Here is a 20064-nt window from a genome sequence, read left to right on the forward strand (position 1 = left end):
CTGAGCCAGGATCAAACTCTCCGTTGAAAACTATGACAAACCGGCAAAACCGGTGAGCCGACAATCGGAAAAGCGATCCTTTGAATCAGAAACAACCAATTACTGGCTTGTCATCCGTATAAATTTCAAAGGAATCCGAACACAGACAACAAACAACCACCCACCAAAACCTTCCAAAAAGGCCCTGGCAGCAGATCATCCGAAGCCCATGCACGGGGTTAATGCATCTTTCGGCATTGACTTTCGGCACGCTGTTGAGTTCTCAAGAATCGGACGCACACCGCAGCTTGACCTTTCGGCCAGGCTCCCGGGGCAACCTGCGTTACTTTACCGGATCAGATCCACCGAGTCAAGACCCAATTTTTCTGATCTTCCACCCGCATCCAAGCTACCGCCCCGGGTCAGACGACACGGTTCGGCTCAGCTAGCCTTGGGGGGTTCGGAGCGACCGGCCGCTTTCGCGTCCCGCGCCTCGCTCCAACAAGAAGAACATTACGTGGCCCGCAGGTAGCCGGTCAAATCGGTTCCCGGTGTGCTGAATCACAGGCCTGTAATTTGCCTTCGGCAACCCGGATGTGGGAGTGGAGACCACCCCCACACACCGACTGCTCAGCGACTGCACGTCAACCGTCAGTCCCGCGCCGGCGAGGCCAGAACCCCTGCAAATGAACGCTTCCCTCGTCGCAGCACCAGGACTCCACCCGGCAACAAGTCGTCCGTGCCAGGCACGTACTCCGCGTCCTTCACCTTCTCGTTGTTCAGGTACCCGCCGCCTTCGGCCACCGTCCGCCGCGCAGCCGACTTGCTGGCCACCAGACCGGACTTCACCAGGAGGTCGCCGTACGTCGGCATCGGTTCACCGGCGCCCAGCTCCACATGGGGTGCTTCCCGTAGTGCAGCGACCAGCGTGGAGCCGTCGAGCGACGCCAACTCCCCCTGGCCGAACAGCGCCTTCGACGCCTCTTGCACTCGTCTGGTCTCGTCAGCGCCGTGCACCAGCGTCGTCACGTCCTCCGCGAGCACCCGTTGCGCCTCGCGGGCCTGTGGGCGCTCCGCAGTCGCCTGCTCGAGTGCAGCCGTCTCCTCCGGCGTACGGAACGTGTAGAACTGCACCAGCTGCATCACGTCGCGGTCATCGCTGTTGAACCAGAACTGGTAGAACGCGTACGGCGACGTCAGCTCCCGGTCCAGCCACACTGTCCCGGACTCGGTCTTCCCGAACTTGGTCCCGTCGGCCTTGGTCACCAACGGGGTGGCCAACGCGTGCGCCTTGCCTGACTCGCTGCGGCGGATCAGCTCGACGCCGGCCGTCAGGTTCCCCCACTGGTCACTGCCGCCGGTCTGCAGAGTGCAGTTGTGCCGCCGGTAGAGCTCCAGGAAGTCCAGCGACTGCAGCAGCACGTAGCTGAACTCGGTGTAGCTGATCCCCTGCTCCAGCCGGGCCTTCACCACCTCCCGGCCGAGCATCCGGTTCACTGGGAAGTGCTTCCCAATGTCGCGGAGGAAGTCCAGGGTGTTCAGGTCCTTGGTCCAGTCGTAGTTGTTGACCATGCGGGCCGGGTTCGGCAGCGACTCGTCGAAGTCGACGAACTTCTCCACCTGGGCGCGGACCTTCTCGACCCACTCGTGGACGACGTCCTTCGGGTTCAGCACCCGCTCCGACGTCTCCTTGGGGTCACCGATCAGTCCGGTGGCGCCACCGACGAGCCCGATCGGGTTGTGGCCGGCCAGCTGGAGTCGCCGCAGCGTGAGCAACTGCAGCAGGTTGCCCATGTGCAGACTGGGCGCGGTGGGGTCGAAGCCGACATAGGAGGTGATCGGTCCCGCTGCCATCGAGGCCCGAAGCGCGTCCGGATCGGTGGAGTGGGCAATCAGGCCACGGCTCTCCAGGTCGTCCAGTACCTGGGTGCGGCGTTCGGTCACTTGGTCTCTCCTCGCGTACGTCGGTCACCTCTAGTGTCCTGTACGCGGGCCGACGGACGCTCAGGTGGGTTCCGGACGTGTCAGCACAGCACGGAGCTGCGGACGCAGCGCATGTCCGTCCGGCCCCTGGACCGTGACCGCGGTCGGCCGGTGCGGATCGTGAGCACCCGGGTCCTGGTTCGGTACGGGCAGACCGTGTGACAGCACCTGCTCGGCCGGAGTGAGCTGGCGGATGCCGATGGCGAGCACATGGTCCGGATGCGTCTGCGCGAAGTCGCCGTACAGCTGGGGGTCGTGCTGGCCGTCGTCGCCGATCAGCACCCAGCGCACGTTGGGGAACTCACGAGCCAGCCGGCGTAGCGCGGTCCGCTTGTGCTCCTGACCGCTGCGGAACCAGCCCGTGTTCGTCGGTCCCCAGTCCGTCATCAGCAACGGGCCTGGCGGGTACCCGTGCCGGGCGAAGAAGCGGGTCAGCGTCGGAGCGGTGTTCCACGCTCCGGTCGACAGGTAGAACATCGGCGCACCGGGGTGGTCGGCCAGCAGTTCGTCGTACAGCCCTGCCATTCCTGGTACGACGCGGCGCGCCTGCTCGTCGCGGACGAACGTATTCCAGGCCGCGATCATCGGACGCGGCAGCATCGTCAGGATGACCGTGTCGTCGATGTCGCTGACGAGTCCGAACCTCGCGTCCGGATCCGGTACGAAGATCCGCGCCCGGGCCTGCCGCTCGCCGTGGACGCCGAGCCTGATCTCGTGCCACCCCGCCGGCAGCACCTCCGGAACGGTCAGGTCGATGAACCCGCCGCGGTCGGTGACAGCGTCGTACGTCCGCCCGTTGATGGTGACCGACACCAGGACCTTGGTCGCCGGCGCGGTGACGAACACCCGCCAGCCGCGCATTATCTGGTCCTCGTCGTACCGCGGCTGGTTGCGGGGGTCGCGGCCCAGTACTACCCGGGCCAGCACCCGGACGAACTCGGTGTTGCCGTAGCCGACCTGCGGGATGATCCGCTCCTGCCAGCCACGACGCCGCAACACGGCCTGCACCCCGACGTTGAACCAGTCCTCGAGACGGGACGCGTAGTGCGGACGGGCCATACCAGAAACCTACCCGGAGCACGGTCCCCTAGTCGTCCTGCCTCGCGCGCGGCGACAAGCTTTGACCCGCAGTTCACGAACTGTCGGCGCCGTCTCCTAGGTTCTCCCCATGACCGCTATCGGAATGTGCTTCCCGCGTACCTTCCCGGCCGCCCTGGTCACCGACGTGGCCCGGCGCCTCGACCGTGGTGGCGCGGACGAGCTGTGGATCATCGAGGACTGCTTCTACACGGCCGGTCCGTCGCTGGTCTCGGCCGCACTGACGTCGACCGAGCGGCTGAAGGTCGGGCTCGGCATCGCGCCGGCGGTGGCTCGCACGGCGGCGGTCACCGCGATGGAGTTCGCGACGCTGGAGGCGCTCGGGCCGGGGAGGTTCCTGCCCGGGATCGGCCATGGCGTGCAGTCGTGGATGAAGCAGATGGGCGTCCGGCCGAAGTCGCCGCTGACAACTCTCGAGGAAGTCACTACGACGGTCACCCGGTTGCTCGCCGGTGAGGAGGTCAGCTTCGAGGGCAAGGCGGTGTACCTGAAGGACGTGAAGCTGGACGCGCCGCCGGTCACCCCACCACCGATCCTGCTCGGCGTGATGGGCCCGAAGTCGATGGCGCTGGCCGGCCGCGTCGCGGGTGGTGTCGTGCTCGCGGAGCCGGCGACCCCGGCGTACGTGCGTCAGTCGGTGGAGTACGCCGGATCGCCCGAGGGGTTCGTGGTCGCGGTGTTCGCCGCGATGTGCGTTCGGGACGACCGGAAGACGGCGTACGAATGGACTGCGCCGTGGCTCGGCTGGCGGATCGGCGACAGCCATCCGGGCGTGACCGCGCTGCCGTTCTTCGACGACATGAAGAAGCTGTTCGACCAGTCCGGCGTCGAGGGGCTGGTGGGGATGCCGACGGACTGGTGGACGCAGATCGGTGCGATCGGGACGCTCGACGACGCGGCTGCGCATGTGGACGCGCTGGAGGCCGCGGGTGTGCACCACGTGGGGCTGTTCCCGGACCCGGAGGTCGAGCACGGACTTCCGCAGCTCGACTATGTGCTCGAGCTGGCGAAGGGTTAGGCCCGGCGCTTCGGGACGTGCGGGCGGTACGGCGAGACGGTCGGGTCGTTCGGGATCCAGAAACGCCAAGCCCGGTCGGCCGCGTCGCGGAGGCCGACCCGCGGTCCGGTGGACGGTTCGCCGTCGAAGCCGGGGCCGGCGACCAGCTGGATCGGTGAGTCCTTGGCGAACAGGTCGGTGCCGTTGCCTTCGCGTCCGATGCCGAGGGCAACACAGAGGCGGGCCGGGCCGCGGGCGAGATCGCGGTCGGGGTTGACCTTGGGGCGCTTGATCACCGGGCCCTGCCTGACGCCGGCTTGATTGAAGGCGCCCTTCTCGACGGCCGGCTGGCCGCGGCGGGCGCGGGCCAGTTCGACGCCTTCGACGATCTCGCCGGCGCGGAGGAGGACGGCCGACGGTTTGCCGGATGGGCCGACGACGACGTTCATGCAGTAGTGCATGCCGTAGGTGAAGTACACGTACAGGAAGCCCGGCGGTCCGAACATGACGGCGTTGCGGGCGGTTTCACCGCGGTAGGCGTGCGAGCCCGGGTCGTTCGGGCCGTCGTACGCCTCGACCTCGGTGAGACGCGCGACGACGGTGCCCTCGTCGGTCGTGCTGCTGACCAGCATGCCGAGCAGCTTCGGCGCCACTTCCAGCACAGGACCTTCAAGAAACGACCGACGCATGCGCAGCACCTTAAGCGACCGCCGCGCAAGCCGGTCCTCCGGCCGGCTCGCCCGGCAGGGTTGCTGTAGGCCCGGGCGGGATGGTTAGGCGAGGCGGGTGCTGTGTTCGGTGAGGCGGGTGCGGAGTTCGTTCAGCTGGGCCTCTACCTGGGGTTGGGCTGTGCCGCCCCGGGTGTTGCGGGAGTTGAGGGAGCCTTCGACGGTGAGGACCGTGCGGACCTCGGGGGTGAGGTGGGGCGAGATGGCGGCGAGGTCCTCGTCGGACAGATCCCAGAGCTCGATGCCGCGTTTCTCGCAGGCTTGGACGCAGGCGCCGGCCAGCTCGTGCGCGACGCGGAACGGCACCTTCTGCCGGACCAGCCACTCGGCGATGTCGGTCGCCAGGGAGAAGCCCTGCGGTGCCAGCTCCTCCAACCGGGCGGTGTTGAACCGGAGCGTCCGGATCATCCCGGTGAACGCGGGCAGCAGCACCTCGAGCGTGTCGATCGAGTCGAAGACCGGCTCCTTGTCCTCCTGCAGGTCCCGGTTGTAGGCCAGCGGCTGCGCCTTCAGCGTCGCCAGCAGCCCGCTCAGGTTGCCGATCAGGCGGCCGGCCTTGCCGCGGGCGAGCTCGGCGATGTCCGGGTTCTTCTTCTGCGGCATGATGCTCGACCCGGTCGAGAACGCGTCGTCCAGCTCGACGAAACCGAACTCCTTCGTCGCCCAGATGATCACCTCCTCGGCCTGGCGGGACAGGTCGACGCCGATCTGCGCGGTGATGAACGCGAACTCCGCGACGAAGTCCCGCGACGAGGTCCCGTCGATCGAGTTCGCCGACGAGTTCGTGAACCCCAGCTCCCGAGCGACGAACACCGGGTCCAGGCCCAGCGAGCTCCCGGCCAACGCACCCGAGCCGTACGGCGAATCCGCGGCGACGCGCGCGTCCCAGTCGGCCAGCCGATCGAGGTCCCGGATCAACGGCCAGGCGTGCGCGAGCAGATGATGTGACAGCAGGACCGGCTGCGCGTGCTGCAGGTGCGTCCGGCCGGGCATCGCCACACCCAGATGCTGCGAGGCCTGATCAGCCAAAGCGTTGATCTGCTCCAGCACCTGCCGGCCGACGATCCGGCCGTGCTCCCGCAGGTAGCTCTTGAACAGCGTCGCGACCTGGTCGTTCCGCGAGCGCCCGGCGCGCAGCCGACCACCCAGCTCGGCGCCGAGCCGGTCGAGCAAGCCGTGCTCCAGCGCGGTGTGCACGTCTTCGTCAGCCTCAGCCGGCAGGAACTTCCCGGACAGCACGTCCTCGAGCAGCCCGTCGAGACCGGCAAGCATCGCGGCCAGGTCCTCGTCGGTCAGCAGGCCCGCGCGGTGCAGCACCTTGGCGTGCGCCTTCGACCCGGCGATGTCGTACGGCGCCAGTCGCCAGTCGAAATCCGTCGACTTGCTCAGCGCCGCCAGCGCATCGGCCGGGCCACCCGCGAACCGCCCACCCCACAGAGCGGCGCTTTCTCCTGAACTCACGAACACGTCCTCAAATCAGTCATCGGTCAGGTCTTTCAATCGCTCGGCCCGGCCCTCGGCCCGCTGGGCGAGGCTGAGGAAGCGGGCGGCGAGAGCCTCGCCGCCGACCGGGTTGCGCGACACGACCATCACGGTGTCGTCGCCGGCGATGGTGCCGAGGACGTCGTCCAGTCCCACGTGGTCGATCGCCGACGCGAAGTACTGAGCCGCCCCCGGCGGGGTTCGCAGGATCACCAGGTTGGCGCTGCCCTCGGCCGACACCAGCAGCTCGGACGCCACTCGGGCCAGGCGCGCCTCGAAGGCAGCGGCCTCACCGGCTCGCGGCGTACGGTCACCGCCTTCACCCGGTACGGCGTACACGAGCAGGCCGGACGAATCGCGAACCTTCACCGCACCGATCTCGACCAGGTCCCGCGACAGCGTCGCCTGCCCGACAACGAGGCCGGACGCAGCGAGCAGATCAGCCAGCTCGGTCTGCGACCGCACCGGCTGCCGCCCGAGCAGATCGACGATCCGTTGCTGACGCGCAGTCTTCGTAGTCGGTACGGCGACGCTCATGCCCCGAAACTCCTTGCCAGCAGCCACGACAGCAGCGCCTTCTGCGCGTGCAGCCGGTTCTCGGCTTCGTCCCAGACGACCGACTGCGGGCCGTCGATCACGGCCGCCTCGATCTCCTTGCCACGGTACGCGGGCAGGCAGTGCAGCACGATCGCATCCGGCTTGGCCTTGGAGAGCAACTGCTCGGTCACGGCGTACGGCACGAACGGCGCCTCGCGCGACGCGGCCTCGTCCTCCTGCCCCATCGACACCCACGTGTCGGTGGCGAGCACATCCGCTCCGTCGGCCGCCGCGATCGCATCCGACGTCCACGCCACCGATCCCCCGGTCGACGCGGCGATCTCACCGGCGCGCGCCAGGATCGCGGGATCCGGCTGGTACTCCGCGGGCGACCCGACGACGACGTGCATGCCGGCGGTCGCGCCGCCGAGCAGGTACGAGTGCGCCATGTTGTTCGCGCCGTCGCCCAGATAGACCAGCTTCAACCCTGCCGTCGAGCCCTTGTGCTGCCGCACCGTCTGCAGGTCGGCCAGGATCTGGCACGGGTGGAACTCGTCGGTCAATGCGTTGATGACCGGCACCGACGACGCCGCCGCCATCTCCTCGATGCGCGATTGGCCGAACGTGCGCCAGACGATCGCCGCGACCTGCCGGTCCAGCACCTTGGCCGTGTCCGCGATCGGTTCGCCGCGGCCCAGCTGCGAGGTCTGCGCGTCGATGATCAGCGGTACGCCGCCGAGCTCGGAGATCCCGACCGCGAACGATATGCGGGTCCGGGTCGAGGTCTTGTCGAAGATCACCGCCACCGTCTTCGGCCCGCTCAGCGGCTTGTGCCCGTGCCGGTCCCCCGCCAGCTGCGCGGCCAGCGTCAGGACTTCGTCCTGCTCGACCGGTGAGAGGTCGTCGTCACGAAGGAAATGCCTGGGCACCGTCACGCCTCCACCTGGTCGAGCAGCCCGGGAAGGGCCGCGACGAAACTGTCCACGTCAGCCTTGCTCAGGATGTACGGCGGCGCCAGCCGCAACGCGTTCGGAATCGGATTGTTGATCACGAACCCGGCCTCCAAAGCCAGCGCCGCGACCTGGTCCGACACCGGCTGGGTCAACTCGATCGCCAGCAGCATCCCGCGGCCGCGGACGCCGGCGATCAACGGATGGTCGAGCGCGATCATCGACGACGCGAGGTGGTTGCCGACGGCATTCACCTGGTCGAGCAGGCCGTCCCGCTCGATCACGGTCAGCACCGCCAGGCCGGCGATCGCCGCGACCGGGTTGCCGCCGAACGTCGTACCGTGGTTGCCCGGCTGCAGCAGGTCCGCGGCCGCGCCCAGACCGATGCACGCACCGATCGGGATCCCCGCGCCGAGCCCCTTCGCCACCGTCACGATGTCCGGCGTGATGCCCTCGGGCTCGAAGGCGAACCACGTCCCGGTCCGGCCGATCCCGGTCTGGATCTCGTCGAGCCACAGCAGCGCGCCGTGCTCCGCCGTGATCCGGCGCGCCGCCTGCAGGTATCCGGCCGGCGGTACGACGACGCCGTTCTCGCCCTGGATCGGCTCGAGCACGACGGCCGCCGTCTCGTCGTCGACGGCTGCCGCCAGCGCATCGGCGTCGCCGTACGGGACGAACTCCACGTCGCCGGGCAGCGGCGCGAACGTCTCGCGGTACGCGGGCTTCCAGGTCACCGCGAGCGCGCCCATGGATCGCCCGTGGAACGCGCCGACGGTCGAGATGATCTTGGTGCGGCCGGTCCGCCGGGTGATCTTGAACGCCGCCTCGTTCGCCTCGGTGCCGGAGTTCGTGAAGAACACCTTGCCCGGGGCATCGAAGAGACCGAGCAGTTTCTCGGCCAGCGCGATCTGCGGCGCGGAGGCGAAGAAGTTCGAGACGTGCCCGAGGGTGGCCAGCTGCGACGTCACCGCGGACACCACGAACGGGTGCGCGTGACCGAGGCAGTTCACCGCGAGCCCGCCGAGCAGGTCGAGGTACTTGTTGCCGTCGGCATCCCACAGGTACGCGCCCTCGCCGCGGACGAGCACGCGCTTCGGAGCGCCGAAGGTGTTCATCAGCGCGCCGCTGTAGCGCTCGGTCAGGGCCGCCTGCGAGCCGTCGACAGTGACAAGGTCGGTCATGAGGGAATCACCTGGGTTCCACTTCCGGCGTCGGTGAAGATCTCGAGCAGCAGCGAGTGCGGGACACGGCCGTCGATCACGGTCGCGCGGGACACGCCCGACTGGACCGCGCGCAGGCAGGCTTCCATCTTCGGCACCATGCCGGACGCGAGCGACGGCAGCAACTCGGCCAGCTCGGCCGCGTCGATCTGCGTGATGATCTCGTCGCTGTCCGGCCAGTTCCGGTAGAGCCCGGCGACATCGGTGAGCACGACGAGCTTCTCCGCGCCGAGCGCGACCGCGAGCGCGGCGGCCGCTGTGTCGGCGTTGACGTTGTGCGCCTGGCCGTCCTCGTCCGGCGCGATCGTCGACACCACCGGGATCCGGCCGGCGTCGATCAGGTCGATCACCGCCTCCGGCCGGACGTCGACGACATCGCCGACCAGGCCGATGTCGACAGATTCGCCGTCGACGAGCGCCGTACGGCGTTCGGCGGTGAACAGGCCCGCGTCCTCACCGGACATGCCGACCGCGAACGGGCCGTGGGCGTTCAGCAGACCGACCAGCTCGCGGCCGACCTTGCCGACCAGGACCATGCCGACGACATCCATCGCCTCCGGCGTGGTGACCCGCAGGCCGCCGCGGAACTCGCTGTCGATGCCGAGCCGCCCGAGCATGTCGCTGATCTGCGGCCCGCCGCCGTGGACGACGACGACCCGCACCCCGGCGTACCGGAGGAAGACGATGTCGGACGCGAACGCCTGCTTGAGCTTGTCGTCGACCATGGCGTTCCCGCCGTACTTCACGACGACCGTCTTGCCGTGGAACTCCTTCAGCCAAGGCAAGGCTTCGGTCAGTACGGCGGCCTTCTCGACCGCGTCGGCGTGACTGTTCATGACGAGTAAGCCGAGTTCTCTTCGACGTAGGCGTGGGACAGGTCGGTGGTCAGCACGGTCGCGGACGCCGGGCCGGCGTGCAGGTCGATCAGCACGTCGATCTCGAGGCCGCTGAGGTCCGCCTCGGAGCGGTCGACGCCCTTGCCGCCGGCGACACAGATGGCGGCCCCGTTCAGGGTGATGTCGAGCAGCGACGGGTCGAACGCGGTGGGCGCGTTGCCGACCGCCATCGCGATCCGGCCCCAGTTCGGGTCGGAGGCGAAGAACGCCGTCTTGCAGAGGTTGTCCTCGGCAACGATCTTCGCGGCGGCCAGCGCCTCGGCCTCGGTCGCGGCGCCCTGCACGGTGATGCTGATGTGCTTCGTGACACCCTCGGCGTCGGCCTGCAACTGCTTCACCAGGTCAGCAGCCAGCACGGTCAGGGCGGCCTCGAAGGCCTCGGGCGTGACGCTCACACCGGATGCGCCCGAGCTGAGCAGGAGCACCGTGTCGTTGGTCGACGTTCCCCCGTCGACGTCGAGCCGGTTGAACGTCTTGGCGACCGCGTTCCGCAGGGCGTGGTCGAGGTGCGGCTGGTCGAGTGCGGCGTCGGTGGTGATGACGCTGAGCATCGTCGCCATGTTCGGCGCGCACATCCCGGCGCCCTTCGCGAACCCGCCGATGCTCCAGCCGTCCGGATGCCGCAGTACGCCGAGCTTCGGCACGTTGTCGGTCGTCATCACGGCGGTCGCGGCGGACAGGTCGTGCCCGGTCGTCGCGCCCAGGGCGCCGACCGCGGTCTCGATGCCGGGAATCAGCTTGTCCATCGGGAGGCGTTCGCCGATCAGTCCGGTCGAGCACACACCGATTTGCGCAGCGCCGACGCCGAGCACGTCGGCCAGCTTCTCCGCGGTCTTGTGCGTGTCCTGGAAACCTTCCGGGCCGGTGCACGCGTTCGCGCCGCCGGAGTTCAGTACGACGGCCTTCAACGCACCGGCGGTCAGCACCTGCTGCGACCAGAGCACCGGCGCGGCCTTCACCTTGTTCGTGGTGAAGACGCCGGCGGCGACGTCGTGCGGGCCGTCGTTGACCACGACGGTGAGGTCCGGCGTACCGGCTGGTTTGATCCCGGCGATCACCCCGGCCGCGCGGAAGCCGGCCGGCGCGGTCACTCCGGCGCTCCGATCGACTTGGGTGGCGGGAGTGACGGCAAGGGTCACGGTGCTACTCCTACGAGGGGCAGGGCCGTGGTCTCGTCGAGACCGATGGCCAGGTTCATGCACTGCACGGCTCCGCCGGCGGTGCCCTTGGTGAGGTTGTCCATCGCGGCCACGACGACGGCGCGGCCGGTGCGCTGGTCGAGGGCGATCTGGATCTGCACGGTGTTCGCGCCGAGGGTGGCCTGCGTCTGCGGCCACTGCCCCTCGGGCAGCACGTGCACGAACGGCTCGTTGCGGTAGGCATCGTCATAGGCCTGCCGGAGCGCGGCCAGGTCGGTGCCATCGGCAAGCGGTGCGCTGCAGGTGGCGAGGATGCCGCGGGCCATCGGCACGAGCACCGGCGTGAACGAGACGCTCACCGGCTGATCGGCGTACGGCGTGAGGTTCTGCTCGATCTCCGGCGTGTGCCGGTGCACCCCGCCGACGCCGTACGCCGACGCGGAGCCCATCACCTCGGCGCCGAGCAGATGCGCCTTCGGTGCCTTGCCCGCGCCCGACGTACCGCTGACTGCGACCACCACCAACTGGGTGGAGTCGACGAGACCGTGCTGCACGGCGGGAAGCAGGGCGAGCGTGGAGACAGTCGGGTAACAACCCGGCACGGCGACTCGGTGCGACCCGCGGAGCTTGTCCCGCTGACCGGGGAGCTCCGGAAGCCCGTACGGCCACGAGCCGGCGTGCTCGCCGCCGTAGAACTCGATCCACGCCTCGGCCTCGGTCAGCCGGAAGTCCGCGCCGCAGTCGATCACGGTGACGTCCTCGCCGAGCTGCTCGGCGATTCCGGCGGACTGTCCGTGCGGCAGGGCCAGGAACACCACGTCGTGACCGGCGAGACTCTCCGCCGTGGTCTCGACCAGGATGCGCCCGGCCAGCGGCACGAGGTGCGGGTGGTGCACGCCGAGCGCCGTACCGGCGTTCCCGCCTGCGGTCAGGGCGCCGATCTCCACCTCGGGGTGGCTGCTCAGCAGCCGGAGCAGCTCGCCGCCCGCGTACCCACTGGCACCGGCCACCGCAACCTTCACACTCATGTGAATGAGTATGCCATTAACCGGATGAATATCCAACCGAGTTCGCGGTGTGGATGAAAGAGCCCCGCCCCTCGCTCCGCTCGGGGCGGGGGAGAGAGGGAGCCGGTCTCGGGTTGTGACGCGGGTCATGTCACGCGGGGTGTGGTGGCGCGTGTCTTGGGGAGTGACGACGGATTCTGGAGGGCGAGATGGCGCGGATCGGGTTGGAGCATCGGCGGGGATGGTTCGTCCGGCTGGCGGAGTGGGGCAGCCGGCGGAAGTACGGAGAGGTACTGGATCCCGGGAAGGCGGCGTTGCACAACCGGCGGGTGCTGGTGTCGATGCTGATGCTGGAGGGGTCCGCGGCTCGCTGGAACACGGTGGAGCCGGGGCTGAAGGCCCTCGCGGTGATGGTGACCTCGGGGGAGATCGGGTGCAGTTGGTGCATGGATTTCGGCTACTGGGAGTTCCATCACCAGGGTGTCGAGCAGGCCAAGCTGCGGGATGTGCCAAGGTGGCGGGACAGCGACGTCTACTCGGATCTGGAGCGCGCGGTGATGGACTACGCCGAGGCGATGACGGCGACCCCGCCGGAGGTCACCGATGAGCAGGTCGAGCGGTTGCGCGCGGACCTCAGCGAGGAGCAACTGGTCGAGCTCACCTCGGTCATCTCGCTGGAGAACTACCGCTCGCGGACGAACGCCGCCCTCGGCCTGACCAGCCAGGGCTTCAAGGAGACTTGCGAGCTGAGGCCGGTCAGATGACCGAAGACCAACTCGCCCGCGAGTTCGCCGAACACCGGTCCGTCCTGATCGGGGCGGCGTACCGGGTGGTCGGGAGCGTGAGCGACGCGGAGGACGTGGTCCAGGAGGCGTGGCTGCGCTGGACCGGGGTCGACCACGACGAGGTGCGCGACACCCGCGCGTACCTGATCCGCATCACCACTCGGCTGGCCCTCAACCGGCTGCGCGAGCAGAAGGCCCGGCGGGAGCAGTACGTCGGGCCGTGGCTGCCCGAGCCGCTCGCGACCGACGACGACCCGGAGGCCGCGGTCGAGCTGGCGGACTCGGTCAGCATGGCGATGCTCGTCGTACTCGAGACGCTGTCCCCGCTCGAGCGGGCCACCTTCGTACTGCGTGAGGTGTTCGACCTGCCGTACGACGAGATCGCGGACACGCTCGGCCGGTCCGAGAGCGCCGTACGGCAGCTCGCCCATCGCGCCCGCGAGCACGTCCACGCGCGACAGCCGCGGCACCACGTGGACAAGGCGCGCCACGACGAGGTGACGATGCGGTTCATGCAGGCGGCCGGGTCCGGCGACTTCGACCAGGTGGTCGCGTTGCTCGCGCCGGACGCCGTACTGGTCAGCGACGGCGGCGGCAAGAAGAAGGCGGCGCTCCGGCCGATCCAGGGCGCGGACAAGATCGCGCGCTGGCTGTTCGCCGTGCTCGCGGAGAACCCGGGCTTCGAGGTCCGGATGGGGACGCTGAACGGTGAGATCGCCTATATCGCGTACGACGGCGAGGTGCCGGACACGGTCGCATTCCTGAAGACCGAGGACGGGCTGATCAACGAGCTGTACCTGATCCGGAACCCGGACAAGCTGGAGCACATCCACTGAGCCGTAGACTATCTGCAACTCAGTCGCAGATGGAGGTGCGGTGAAGTACTTGCTGGTCGACTCGGACGAGGCACTCGATCCGGGCTTGCGCGCGGACCTGTTGGACACCTGGGTCGCGGCCACGAACGCGGGCGGCGCGGTCGGGTACACGCCGCCGGCACCGGTCGGGCAGATCGCCGAGAACCTCGACGGCGCACTCGGCCGGGTCGCGGCCGGGCTGGACCTGCTCGGCGTGCTCCACAACGGCGAGCGGTACGTCGGGATGGGCCTACTCGTGACGTCGGGCAGCGCGCTGAACGCGCATTGGCGCACCGTATTGCGGGTGATGGTCCACCCCGAGCACCAGGGCAACGGCGCCGGCCGCGTGCTGATGGCAGGGTTGCGCGGGTCGGCGGTGGACCTGGGGCTCGAGCAACTCCAGCTGACGATCCGCGACGGACTCGGCCTGGAGAAGTTCTACGGCCCGCTCGGGTACCGCGTCGTCGGCACCCACCCCCGCGCGATCCGCGTCGCCCCGGACGACTACCGCGACGAACTCATGCTGGTCCAGGACCTCTAGATCTGCATCTCGACAGGAGGTGTCGGGCGGCGATTAGTGCACCTGAGCCTGCGCGTACGGCGTCTCGCCGGTGCACTACCTGTCGACCTGCCGACGTCAGCGGCGGGTCCGGGCGAGGGCGAGGAGGGCGGCGCCCAGGGCTGCGAGGAGCGTGCCGAGGGTGAGGACGATCGCGGGTGGGCCGCCGGTGGGTGGGAGTTCGTCGCCGCTGGTTGTGCGGACGTCTTCCGTGGGCTGGGCGCCGACGGTGACCTTGACCGGTGCGGTGGCTTCGCCGATCTGGTAGGTCGCTTTCGCGGTGCCGGTGAAGGCTGCGGCCGGTTTGAGGGTGACCGTGCCGTCGTCGGCGACGGACCAGGTGCCTGCACCATCGGTGACGCTCTTCGCGCAGGTGCCGGTGGCAGTGCGCAGGCAAACTGAGCTCGGTTTGATCGCGCCGCTGTCGTTGAGCAGCGGGTTCACCGCGACCGGGTTGCCCGGTGTGCCGGTCGCCGTGTCCGGCACTGCCTTGGCGAGCAACGGTCCGGCGACGGTCACGTCGAGCAACGCGGTGTCGGACGTGCCGTTGGCGTCGGTCACGCGGTACGCCAGGGATCGCGTCGTACCGATGAAGTCCTTGGCCGGCGTGTAGGTGATCGCGCCGTCCGCGCCGACCGCGTAAGCACCTTCGTGTGGCACGGTCACGGACTTCTTCTCCTTGCCGTCCACCGGGTCCCGGACCACGACGGAATCCGGGCGGAGCGGAGCGGACGGGTCACCGGGTTTGTCGTTGCCCAGGACATTCACCTCGACCGCCGTACCGAAGGCCGTCTTTGCGTTGTCGTCGACAACGACCGGTCGCACCGGCGTGACCGCGACGGTGATGGTCGCGCGGGCCGTGTTCTGGTGCGTGTCCTTCACCTCGTACGCCGTCGGCCTCGCGCTGCCTGTGAAGGAGGCAATCGGACTGAAGGCGACCTTGCCGCCGGCAACGACGTACGTGCCCTGGCCGGCGACCGTCACCCGATCGACCAACGCGCCGGCCGGCCCGACCAGGAGCAACGAGTCCGGGTCGAGCGTCGCGCCCGGTCCCGGCTTGTCATTGGAGAGCGGATCGACCGTCACCGCAACGTGCTGCTTGGTCTGCGCAACGTCCGGCACTGCGACCGGCCGAGCCTGCACCGTGATCGTCAACGTCCCGTCGCCAAGCGTCCCGTTGCGGTCGGCAACCTGATACCCGACCGGGACCGTCACCCCGGCAAACCCGTCGACCGGTGAGAACTGGACCGCGCCGGTCGGCTGCACCGTGAACGTCCCCTCCCCCGGCACCGCCAGCGTGCTCACCGGATCCCCGGTCGCCTGATCCACCAGCCGTACGCCGCCCAACGGCGCACTGGCATCACCAGGCTTGTCGTTCGCGAGTACGTCGACAGTCACCGCAGTCCCGTACGGCGTCGTCGCGGTGTCGTCCGCGATCACCGGCGTCACCGGAGCGACCGTCACCGTGACCGACGCACTCGCCTTGTTCCCAGTGGTGTCCGTGACCCGATAGCCGACCGAGACGACACCGCGGTAGGCCGGCTCCGGATCGAACACGATCTTCCCGGCGGCCACCGTGAACACGCCCTGGCCCGGGACAACCGCCTTGCTACTCCATGTACCGCCGTAGACCTGCACGCTGGTCCGATCGAGCTGCGCGCCTGTCCCTGGCTCGTCGTTCGCGAGCGGATCCGCCGTCACCGTCACGTTCTGCTTGGTCTCTGAAGCATCCGCCACCGCCGTCGGGCCCTTGCCCACGGTCAACAGCAGCAGACCTTCCGCGGTCGTCCCGTTGCCGTCGGCAATCCGGTACGTCGCCGGCGTCGTCACGCCCTGGAACCCCTTCACCGGCGTGAAGGTGATCGTCCCGTCGTCGCCGGCGCGATAGCTTCCCTCACCGGCCCGCGTCATCGCCTTGCCGTAGTGCCCGGCCGCGTCCTTGAGCACCAGACTCGACGGGACGAGCGGCGCCGACGGATCACCCGCCTGGTCGTTCGCGAGCACCTTCACCGCGATCGCATGGCCGTACGGCGTGATCGCGGAGTCGCCGACGGCGATCGGCCGGACCGGCGTCACGGCCATGCTCAGCGTGGTGGCGGCGTGGTTGCCGTCGGAGTCCGCGACCCGGTACTGGATCGCGACCGCCTTGCCCTGGAACGCCGGCAACGGATCGAACTCGATCGCGCCGCTCGGCAGCACGCTGTACGTCCCCTGCTTGGCAACCGTCACCTTCTTGACATACTCCGTCCCGTCGAGCAGTCCGACCGAACCATGGTCGAGCGTCGCGTCGGTGCCTGGTACGTCGTTGGACAGAACGTTCACCGTCACGGTCACGTTCTGCAGGGTGGAGGCAGCGTCGGCGATCGCCACCGGCGGTTTGCCGACTGTGACAGTCAGCCGAGCCGTCGCCCTGGTCCCGTTGCTATCGGCCACCTCGTACGTCAACGGCGTACCCGGACCACGGAACGTGGCGCTCGGATCGAACCGGACCACTCCCCCGGTCGCCGTGTACGCGCCCTCGTTCGGGATCGTTACCGTTGCCCTCGGCAACCCGTCGGCCGGGTCGACGAGCTGCAGGCTGCCCGGCACCAGCGGCGCCGACGGGTCGCCCGGCTTGTCGTTCGCCAGCACCTTGACCGTCACCGTCTTGCCGTACGGCGTCCGCGCGGTGTCGTCGGCCGCAACCGGGGTAACCGGTGTGATCGTGACCGTCATCGTCGACCGCGCCGTCTGACCGAACCAGTCGGAGACCCGGTACGTCACCTTGGTCACCGTACCGGTGAATCCTGGCAGCGGGTCGACGGTGACCGTGCCGTCCGGATTGACCTGGTAGTCGGCCTGTCCCGGGATCTTCACCAGCTTCTTCAGCGATCCGTCCGCCGGATCCAGCAGAGTGAGGCTGAGCGGATCCAGCCCGGACCCACGGCCGGCCGTGTCGTTGTCCAGGGGCTTGATGCGCAGCGGGAGGTTCTGCTTGCCGGTCGCGGTGTCAGGCGCGGCGGTCGGTGCGGGCGGCTTGGCGACTGTGACGGTCAGCGTTGCCGTGGTCGTCGTACCGTTCACGTCCGAGACGCGGTAGGTGATCGGCGCCGCGGCACCAGTGAACTTGGGCATCGGGTCGACGACGACCTTGCCCTCCGGCGTGGTCGTGTACGTCGCCTGACCGGCGACCACGACGGTGGCCTTCGGTTCCTTCGTGTTCGGGTCGATCAGCCGCACGCTGCTCGGCACCAGCGGCACCGATGGGTCGCCCGCGTCATCGTTCGCCAGCACCGGCACGGTTGCGTCCGTGTCGTACGCCGTACTCGCGGTGTCGTCGGACGCATCGGGTTGCACCTTCGTCACCCGCACGGTCAGCGTCGACTGCCCTACCGCATCGTTGCTGTCAGCAACCTGATAGGGGATGGCTGTCGCGGTGCCACTGAACGTCGGCAGCGGCTCGAACAGCACCTCGCCGTCGGGCTTGACCGTGTACTTGCCCTGGCCGGTGACGACGAGGGTCGTCAGCGGATCCCCGTCGGACAGCGCGAGCAGCCGCACGCTGCTCGGCGTCAGGGCCGCACCGGTCGGGCCGGGCTTGTCGTTGTCGAGTACGCCGACCAGCACCGACCGGCCCTGGAGAGTGGTGATCGTGTCCGGGTTGGCCACCGGCGGACCGGGAGCGCCGACCGAGACGGTGAGCTCGGCGCGCGCCGCCGTACCGTTCTTGTCGAGGACCTGGTAGGTCAACGTCGTGCCGACGCCCTTGAACCCGTGCACCGGCTGGAACGCCACCTCGCCGGCAGCGACCAGATAGGTGCCCTGCTGCGCGATCGTCACCTTGTCCACAAGTTGCCTGCTGACCGGGTCCACGAGGCGCAGCGCGGTCGGCACGAGCGGTGCGTCCGGCGAGCCCGGCAGGTCGTTGTCGAGCACGGGTACGACGACGTCGGTGTCGAACGCGGTCGAGACCGAGTCGCCGTTGGCCGTCGGCGTCACCGGTGAGACGGTCACCGCGAGCGTCGACTCGGCGGTCTGGTGGGTGGTGTCGGTGACGCGGTAGCCGATCGACGTGCCGACTCCGGTGAACTGCGGCTGCGGGACGAAGTCCACGCCACCGTCCGGCTTCACGACGTACTCACCCTCGCCGGCGATCACCACCTGCTTCTTGAAGGTGGCGTCGGCCGGATCGCGCAGTACGACCGAACCGGGCACGAACTGCACGCCCGCGGCCGTCTTGTCGTTCGCCAGGGGTTTGAGGGAGATACTCACGTTCTGCGGGGTGGTCGCGGTGTCGGCAACGGCGACCGGGCGATCCGGGAGCGACACGGTCACGGTGAGGTTGGCGGTGGCGGTGATGCCGTTGCTGTCGGCAACGCGGTAGGCGACTGGCTTGGCCGGGCCGACGAACCCGGGCACCGGCTCGACGCGGACCGTGCCGTCGGGCTCGGCGACGTACTTCGCCTGACCGACCACGTTCACCATCTCGACGCACTTGCCGCCGTCGACCAGGCACAGCGTCGCAGGCGCCAGCGGCGTCGAGGGGTCTCCGGGCTTGTCGTTGGCGAGGACCGGGACGATGACCGCCGTGTTGAAGGCAGCCGTCGCGAGGTCGTCGGTCAGGACCGGCGGGGGCGGCGGCGTGATGGCGAAGGGATAGTCCTCGACCTCGCCCGAGTCCGCGGCCCCGGTCGGCTTCTCGACCTGTCCTTCGTTGTAGCCGACCCGCACTCGCGCGTACGACGCGCCGGCCTTGGGCGCGAGCTCCGACCATCTCAGCGTGACGGCCGTCTGCTTGGCAGCGAAGGGGGCGCAGGCTCGTTCGGCCGCTTCGAAGGTGCCGTTGCCGTTGAGATCGATCCACGCGCACGCACGGCCGGCCTTCGATGCATCGGCGAGCTGCAGGTCGGCGGAGTACGTCGTCTGGTTGGTGCGAAGCGGTTTGAAGACAACACCATCGTCGGCCTGATCCGGTGTGGCCGGCCCGGTGGTGCCGTTCGCTACGTCGGCGTTGTCCTCGGTGACATCCTTCCCGAGCTGTACGTCGCTCAGCACCGACCACGCTGGGCCGAACGACGCCGGGGCATCGCCGAAGTCCTCGGCGGTGGACGCGACGATCGAGAACGCGTCGCCGGAGGTCGTGGTGTTCATGGCGGGCAGCTTCGGGTGCTTGGTGAACTGGGCGGTGACGGCGAAGGTGAGCTTGGTGACGATGCCGTTCAGCCGGATCGAGCCGCAGGCAGCGGTCGCGGAGGTGTCGAGTCCGGCCGGGGACTTGGTGTTCACGCAGTTCGGGCCGGCGTCGGGGTTGGCGGCGGTGATCGAGTCGCTGGTGACGGCGAGGTTGTTGCCCTGACCAAGCTTCGTCAGGCTGAGTCCGGCCGTGGTCAGCTTGAGGATCGAGTGCAACTCGGACTGGGCGGTCGGCTTGCCGCTCACGGTCCGCGTGGCAGAGCCGCCGATGCCGCCGAGGTGCAGGACCGGGTTGCGCACGGGCTGGGAGAACGCGATGGTCACCGTGCCGCGATCGGCGCAGCCGCCGGTGGACGCGCAGTCGCCGGTGTTCACCACGACGTCCTGCGCCGGGTCGTCCTTGCCGATCGCGGGCTGGTAGGTGGTCGGGCCGATGCCGCGGAAGCCCGCCGTGGTCGGATCGCCGAGCCCGGTCCGGCCGCTCGCCGTGATCGTCTGGCGCAGTCCCGAAGGCATGACCGCGGTCGCGCCTTCGGTGAACGGCGTGGCCGGCACCTCGTAGGCGTCGGCGGTGACAGTGGCTGTGCCCAGGCTCAACAGGCCGGTGGCAAGGAGAATGGCCCCCGGTCGGGTAGCCCGCATGTGTCCCGCCCTCCCGAGCAATCAGGGTGCCGAAGT

At 68.9% G+C, this 20064-nt stretch carries 15 protein-coding genes; 4 read left to right on the forward strand and 11 right to left on the reverse strand.

Annotated elements, in window-relative coordinates; genetic code table 11:
• Positions 1 to 630 precede the first annotated feature (630 nt).
• Together tyrS and ACIA58_RS33510 are read right to left on the reverse strand one after the other, a co-directional pair.
• Positions 631 to 1923: a tyrosine--tRNA ligase gene (gene tyrS, locus ACIA58_RS33505; RefSeq protein ID WP_396407848.1), complete on the reverse strand. Its 1293-nt coding sequence runs from the start codon at positions 1921 to 1923 to the stop codon at positions 631 to 633.
• Positions 1924 to 1983: 60 nt separating this feature from the next.
• Positions 1984 to 3021: an App1 family protein gene (locus tag ACIA58_RS33510; RefSeq protein WP_396407849.1), complete on the reverse strand. Its 1038-nt coding sequence runs from the start codon at positions 3019 to 3021 to the stop codon at positions 1984 to 1986.
• Positions 3022 to 3130: 109 nt separating this feature from the next.
• On the opposite strand from ACIA58_RS33510, the gene ACIA58_RS33515 reads away from it, so the two are divergent.
• The gene (locus tag ACIA58_RS33515) at positions 3131 to 4078 is read left to right on the forward strand and encodes an LLM class flavin-dependent oxidoreductase (RefSeq protein ID WP_396407850.1); all 948 of its coding nucleotides are present in this window, start codon (positions 3131 to 3133) and stop codon (positions 4076 to 4078) included.
• Here the strand turns inward: ACIA58_RS33515 and ACIA58_RS33520 are convergent.
• From ACIA58_RS33520 to argC, 8 genes are all read right to left on the reverse strand, one after another.
• Positions 4075 to 4746, reverse strand: a complete 672-nt coding sequence (locus ACIA58_RS33520; RefSeq protein WP_396407851.1) for a DNA-3-methyladenine glycosylase — start codon at positions 4744 to 4746, stop codon at positions 4075 to 4077. The genes ACIA58_RS33515 and ACIA58_RS33520 overlap by 4 nt on opposite strands.
• 84 nt (positions 4747 to 4830) lie before the next feature.
• Positions 4831 to 6246, reverse strand: a complete 1416-nt coding sequence (gene argH, locus ACIA58_RS33525; protein ID WP_396407852.1) for an argininosuccinate lyase — start codon at positions 6244 to 6246, stop codon at positions 4831 to 4833.
• Between the two features lie 15 nt (positions 6247 to 6261).
• A complete protein-coding gene (locus ACIA58_RS33530) occupies positions 6262 to 6804 on the reverse strand; it encodes an arginine repressor (protein WP_396407853.1) in 543 nt (180 codons plus the stop codon).
• Positions 6801 to 7733 carry an ornithine carbamoyltransferase gene (gene argF, locus ACIA58_RS33535; RefSeq protein WP_396408706.1) on the reverse strand — a complete coding sequence of 311 codons (933 nt, stop codon included), beginning with the start codon at positions 7731 to 7733 and terminating at the stop codon, positions 6801 to 6803. The genes ACIA58_RS33530 and argF overlap by 4 nt, the downstream gene beginning before the upstream one ends.
• A 2-nt stretch (positions 7734 to 7735) precedes the next feature.
• Positions 7736 to 8935, reverse strand: coding sequence for an acetylornithine transaminase (locus ACIA58_RS33540; RefSeq protein WP_396407854.1), 1200 nt, complete (start codon positions 8933 to 8935; stop codon positions 7736 to 7738).
• The gene (gene argB, locus ACIA58_RS33545; protein ID WP_396407855.1) at positions 8932 to 9810 is read right to left on the reverse strand and encodes an acetylglutamate kinase; all 879 of its coding nucleotides are present in this window, start codon (positions 9808 to 9810) and stop codon (positions 8932 to 8934) included. Before argB ends, ACIA58_RS33540 begins: the two co-directional genes overlap by 4 nt.
• Positions 9807 to 11009, reverse strand: coding sequence for a bifunctional glutamate N-acetyltransferase/amino-acid acetyltransferase ArgJ (gene argJ / locus ACIA58_RS33550; RefSeq protein ID WP_396407856.1), 1203 nt, complete (start codon positions 11007 to 11009; stop codon positions 9807 to 9809). The genes argB and argJ overlap by 4 nt, the downstream gene beginning before the upstream one ends.
• The gene (argC, locus tag ACIA58_RS33555) at positions 11006 to 12037 is read right to left on the reverse strand and encodes an N-acetyl-gamma-glutamyl-phosphate reductase (RefSeq protein ID WP_396407857.1); all 1032 of its coding nucleotides are present in this window, start codon (positions 12035 to 12037) and stop codon (positions 11006 to 11008) included. Before argC ends, argJ begins: the two co-directional genes overlap by 4 nt.
• A gap of 188 nt (positions 12038 to 12225) precedes the next feature.
• On the opposite strand from argC, the gene ACIA58_RS33560 reads away from it, so the two are divergent.
• From ACIA58_RS33560 to ACIA58_RS33570, 3 genes are read left to right on the forward strand one after another with little or no spacing between them, the layout of a single operon-like run.
• A complete protein-coding gene (locus ACIA58_RS33560; protein WP_396407858.1) occupies positions 12226 to 12780 on the forward strand; it encodes a carboxymuconolactone decarboxylase family protein in 555 nt (184 codons plus the stop codon).
• Positions 12777 to 13637 (forward strand): RNA polymerase sigma-70 factor, encoded by an 861-nt coding sequence (locus ACIA58_RS33565; protein ID WP_396407859.1) that lies wholly within the window; start codon positions 12777 to 12779, stop codon positions 13635 to 13637. Before ACIA58_RS33560 ends, ACIA58_RS33565 begins: the two co-directional genes overlap by 4 nt.
• 40 nt (positions 13638 to 13677) lie before the next feature.
• Positions 13678 to 14196, forward strand: a complete 519-nt coding sequence (locus tag ACIA58_RS33570; RefSeq protein WP_396407860.1) for a GNAT family N-acetyltransferase — start codon at positions 13678 to 13680, stop codon at positions 14194 to 14196.
• Between the two features lie 96 nt (positions 14197 to 14292).
• Here ACIA58_RS33570 and ACIA58_RS33575 read toward each other — a convergent pair whose 3' ends face one another.
• Complete coding sequence (locus ACIA58_RS33575; RefSeq protein WP_396407861.1) at positions 14293 to 20028, reverse strand: Ig-like domain-containing protein; 5736 nt, start codon at positions 20026 to 20028, stop codon at positions 14293 to 14295.
• Positions 20029 to 20064 lie beyond the last annotated feature (36 nt).

The organism is Kribbella sp. NPDC051586, assembly GCF_044453965.1.
GTDB lineage: Bacteria > Actinomycetota > Actinomycetes > Propionibacteriales > Kribbellaceae > Kribbella.

Bases quoted from the DNA above. Each gene is read 5' to 3' on its own strand.
- ACIA58_RS33510 (WP_396407849.1), bottom strand. From the start codon at position 3,021: ATGGCCCGTCCGCACTACGCGTCCCGTCTCGAGGACTGGTTCAACGTC.
- ACIA58_RS33515 (WP_396407850.1), top strand. From the start codon at position 3,131: ATGACCGCTATCGGAATGTGCTTCCCGCGTACCTTCCCGGCCGCCCTG.
- ACIA58_RS33520 (WP_396407851.1), bottom strand. From the start codon at position 4,746: ATGCGTCGGTCGTTTCTTGAAGGTCCTGTGCTGGAAGTGGCGCCGAAG.
- ACIA58_RS33530 (WP_396407853.1), bottom strand. From the start codon at position 6,804: ATGAGCGTCGCCGTACCGACTACGAAGACTGCGCGTCAGCAACGGATC.
- ACIA58_RS33540 (WP_396407854.1), bottom strand. From the start codon at position 8,935: ATGACCGACCTTGTCACTGTCGACGGCTCGCAGGCGGCCCTGACCGAG.
- argB (WP_396407855.1), bottom strand. From the start codon at position 9,810: ATGAACAGTCACGCCGACGCGGTCGAGAAGGCCGCCGTACTGACCGAA.
- argC (WP_396407857.1), bottom strand. From the start codon at position 12,037: ATGAGTGTGAAGGTTGCGGTGGCCGGTGCCAGTGGGTACGCGGGCGGC.
- ACIA58_RS33560 (WP_396407858.1), top strand. From the start codon at position 12,226: ATGGCGCGGATCGGGTTGGAGCATCGGCGGGGATGGTTCGTCCGGCTG.
- ACIA58_RS33565 (WP_396407859.1), top strand. From the start codon at position 12,777: ATGACCGAAGACCAACTCGCCCGCGAGTTCGCCGAACACCGGTCCGTC.
- ACIA58_RS33575 (WP_396407861.1), bottom strand. From the start codon at position 20,028: ATGCGGGCTACCCGACCGGGGGCCATTCTCCTTGCCACCGGCCTGTTG.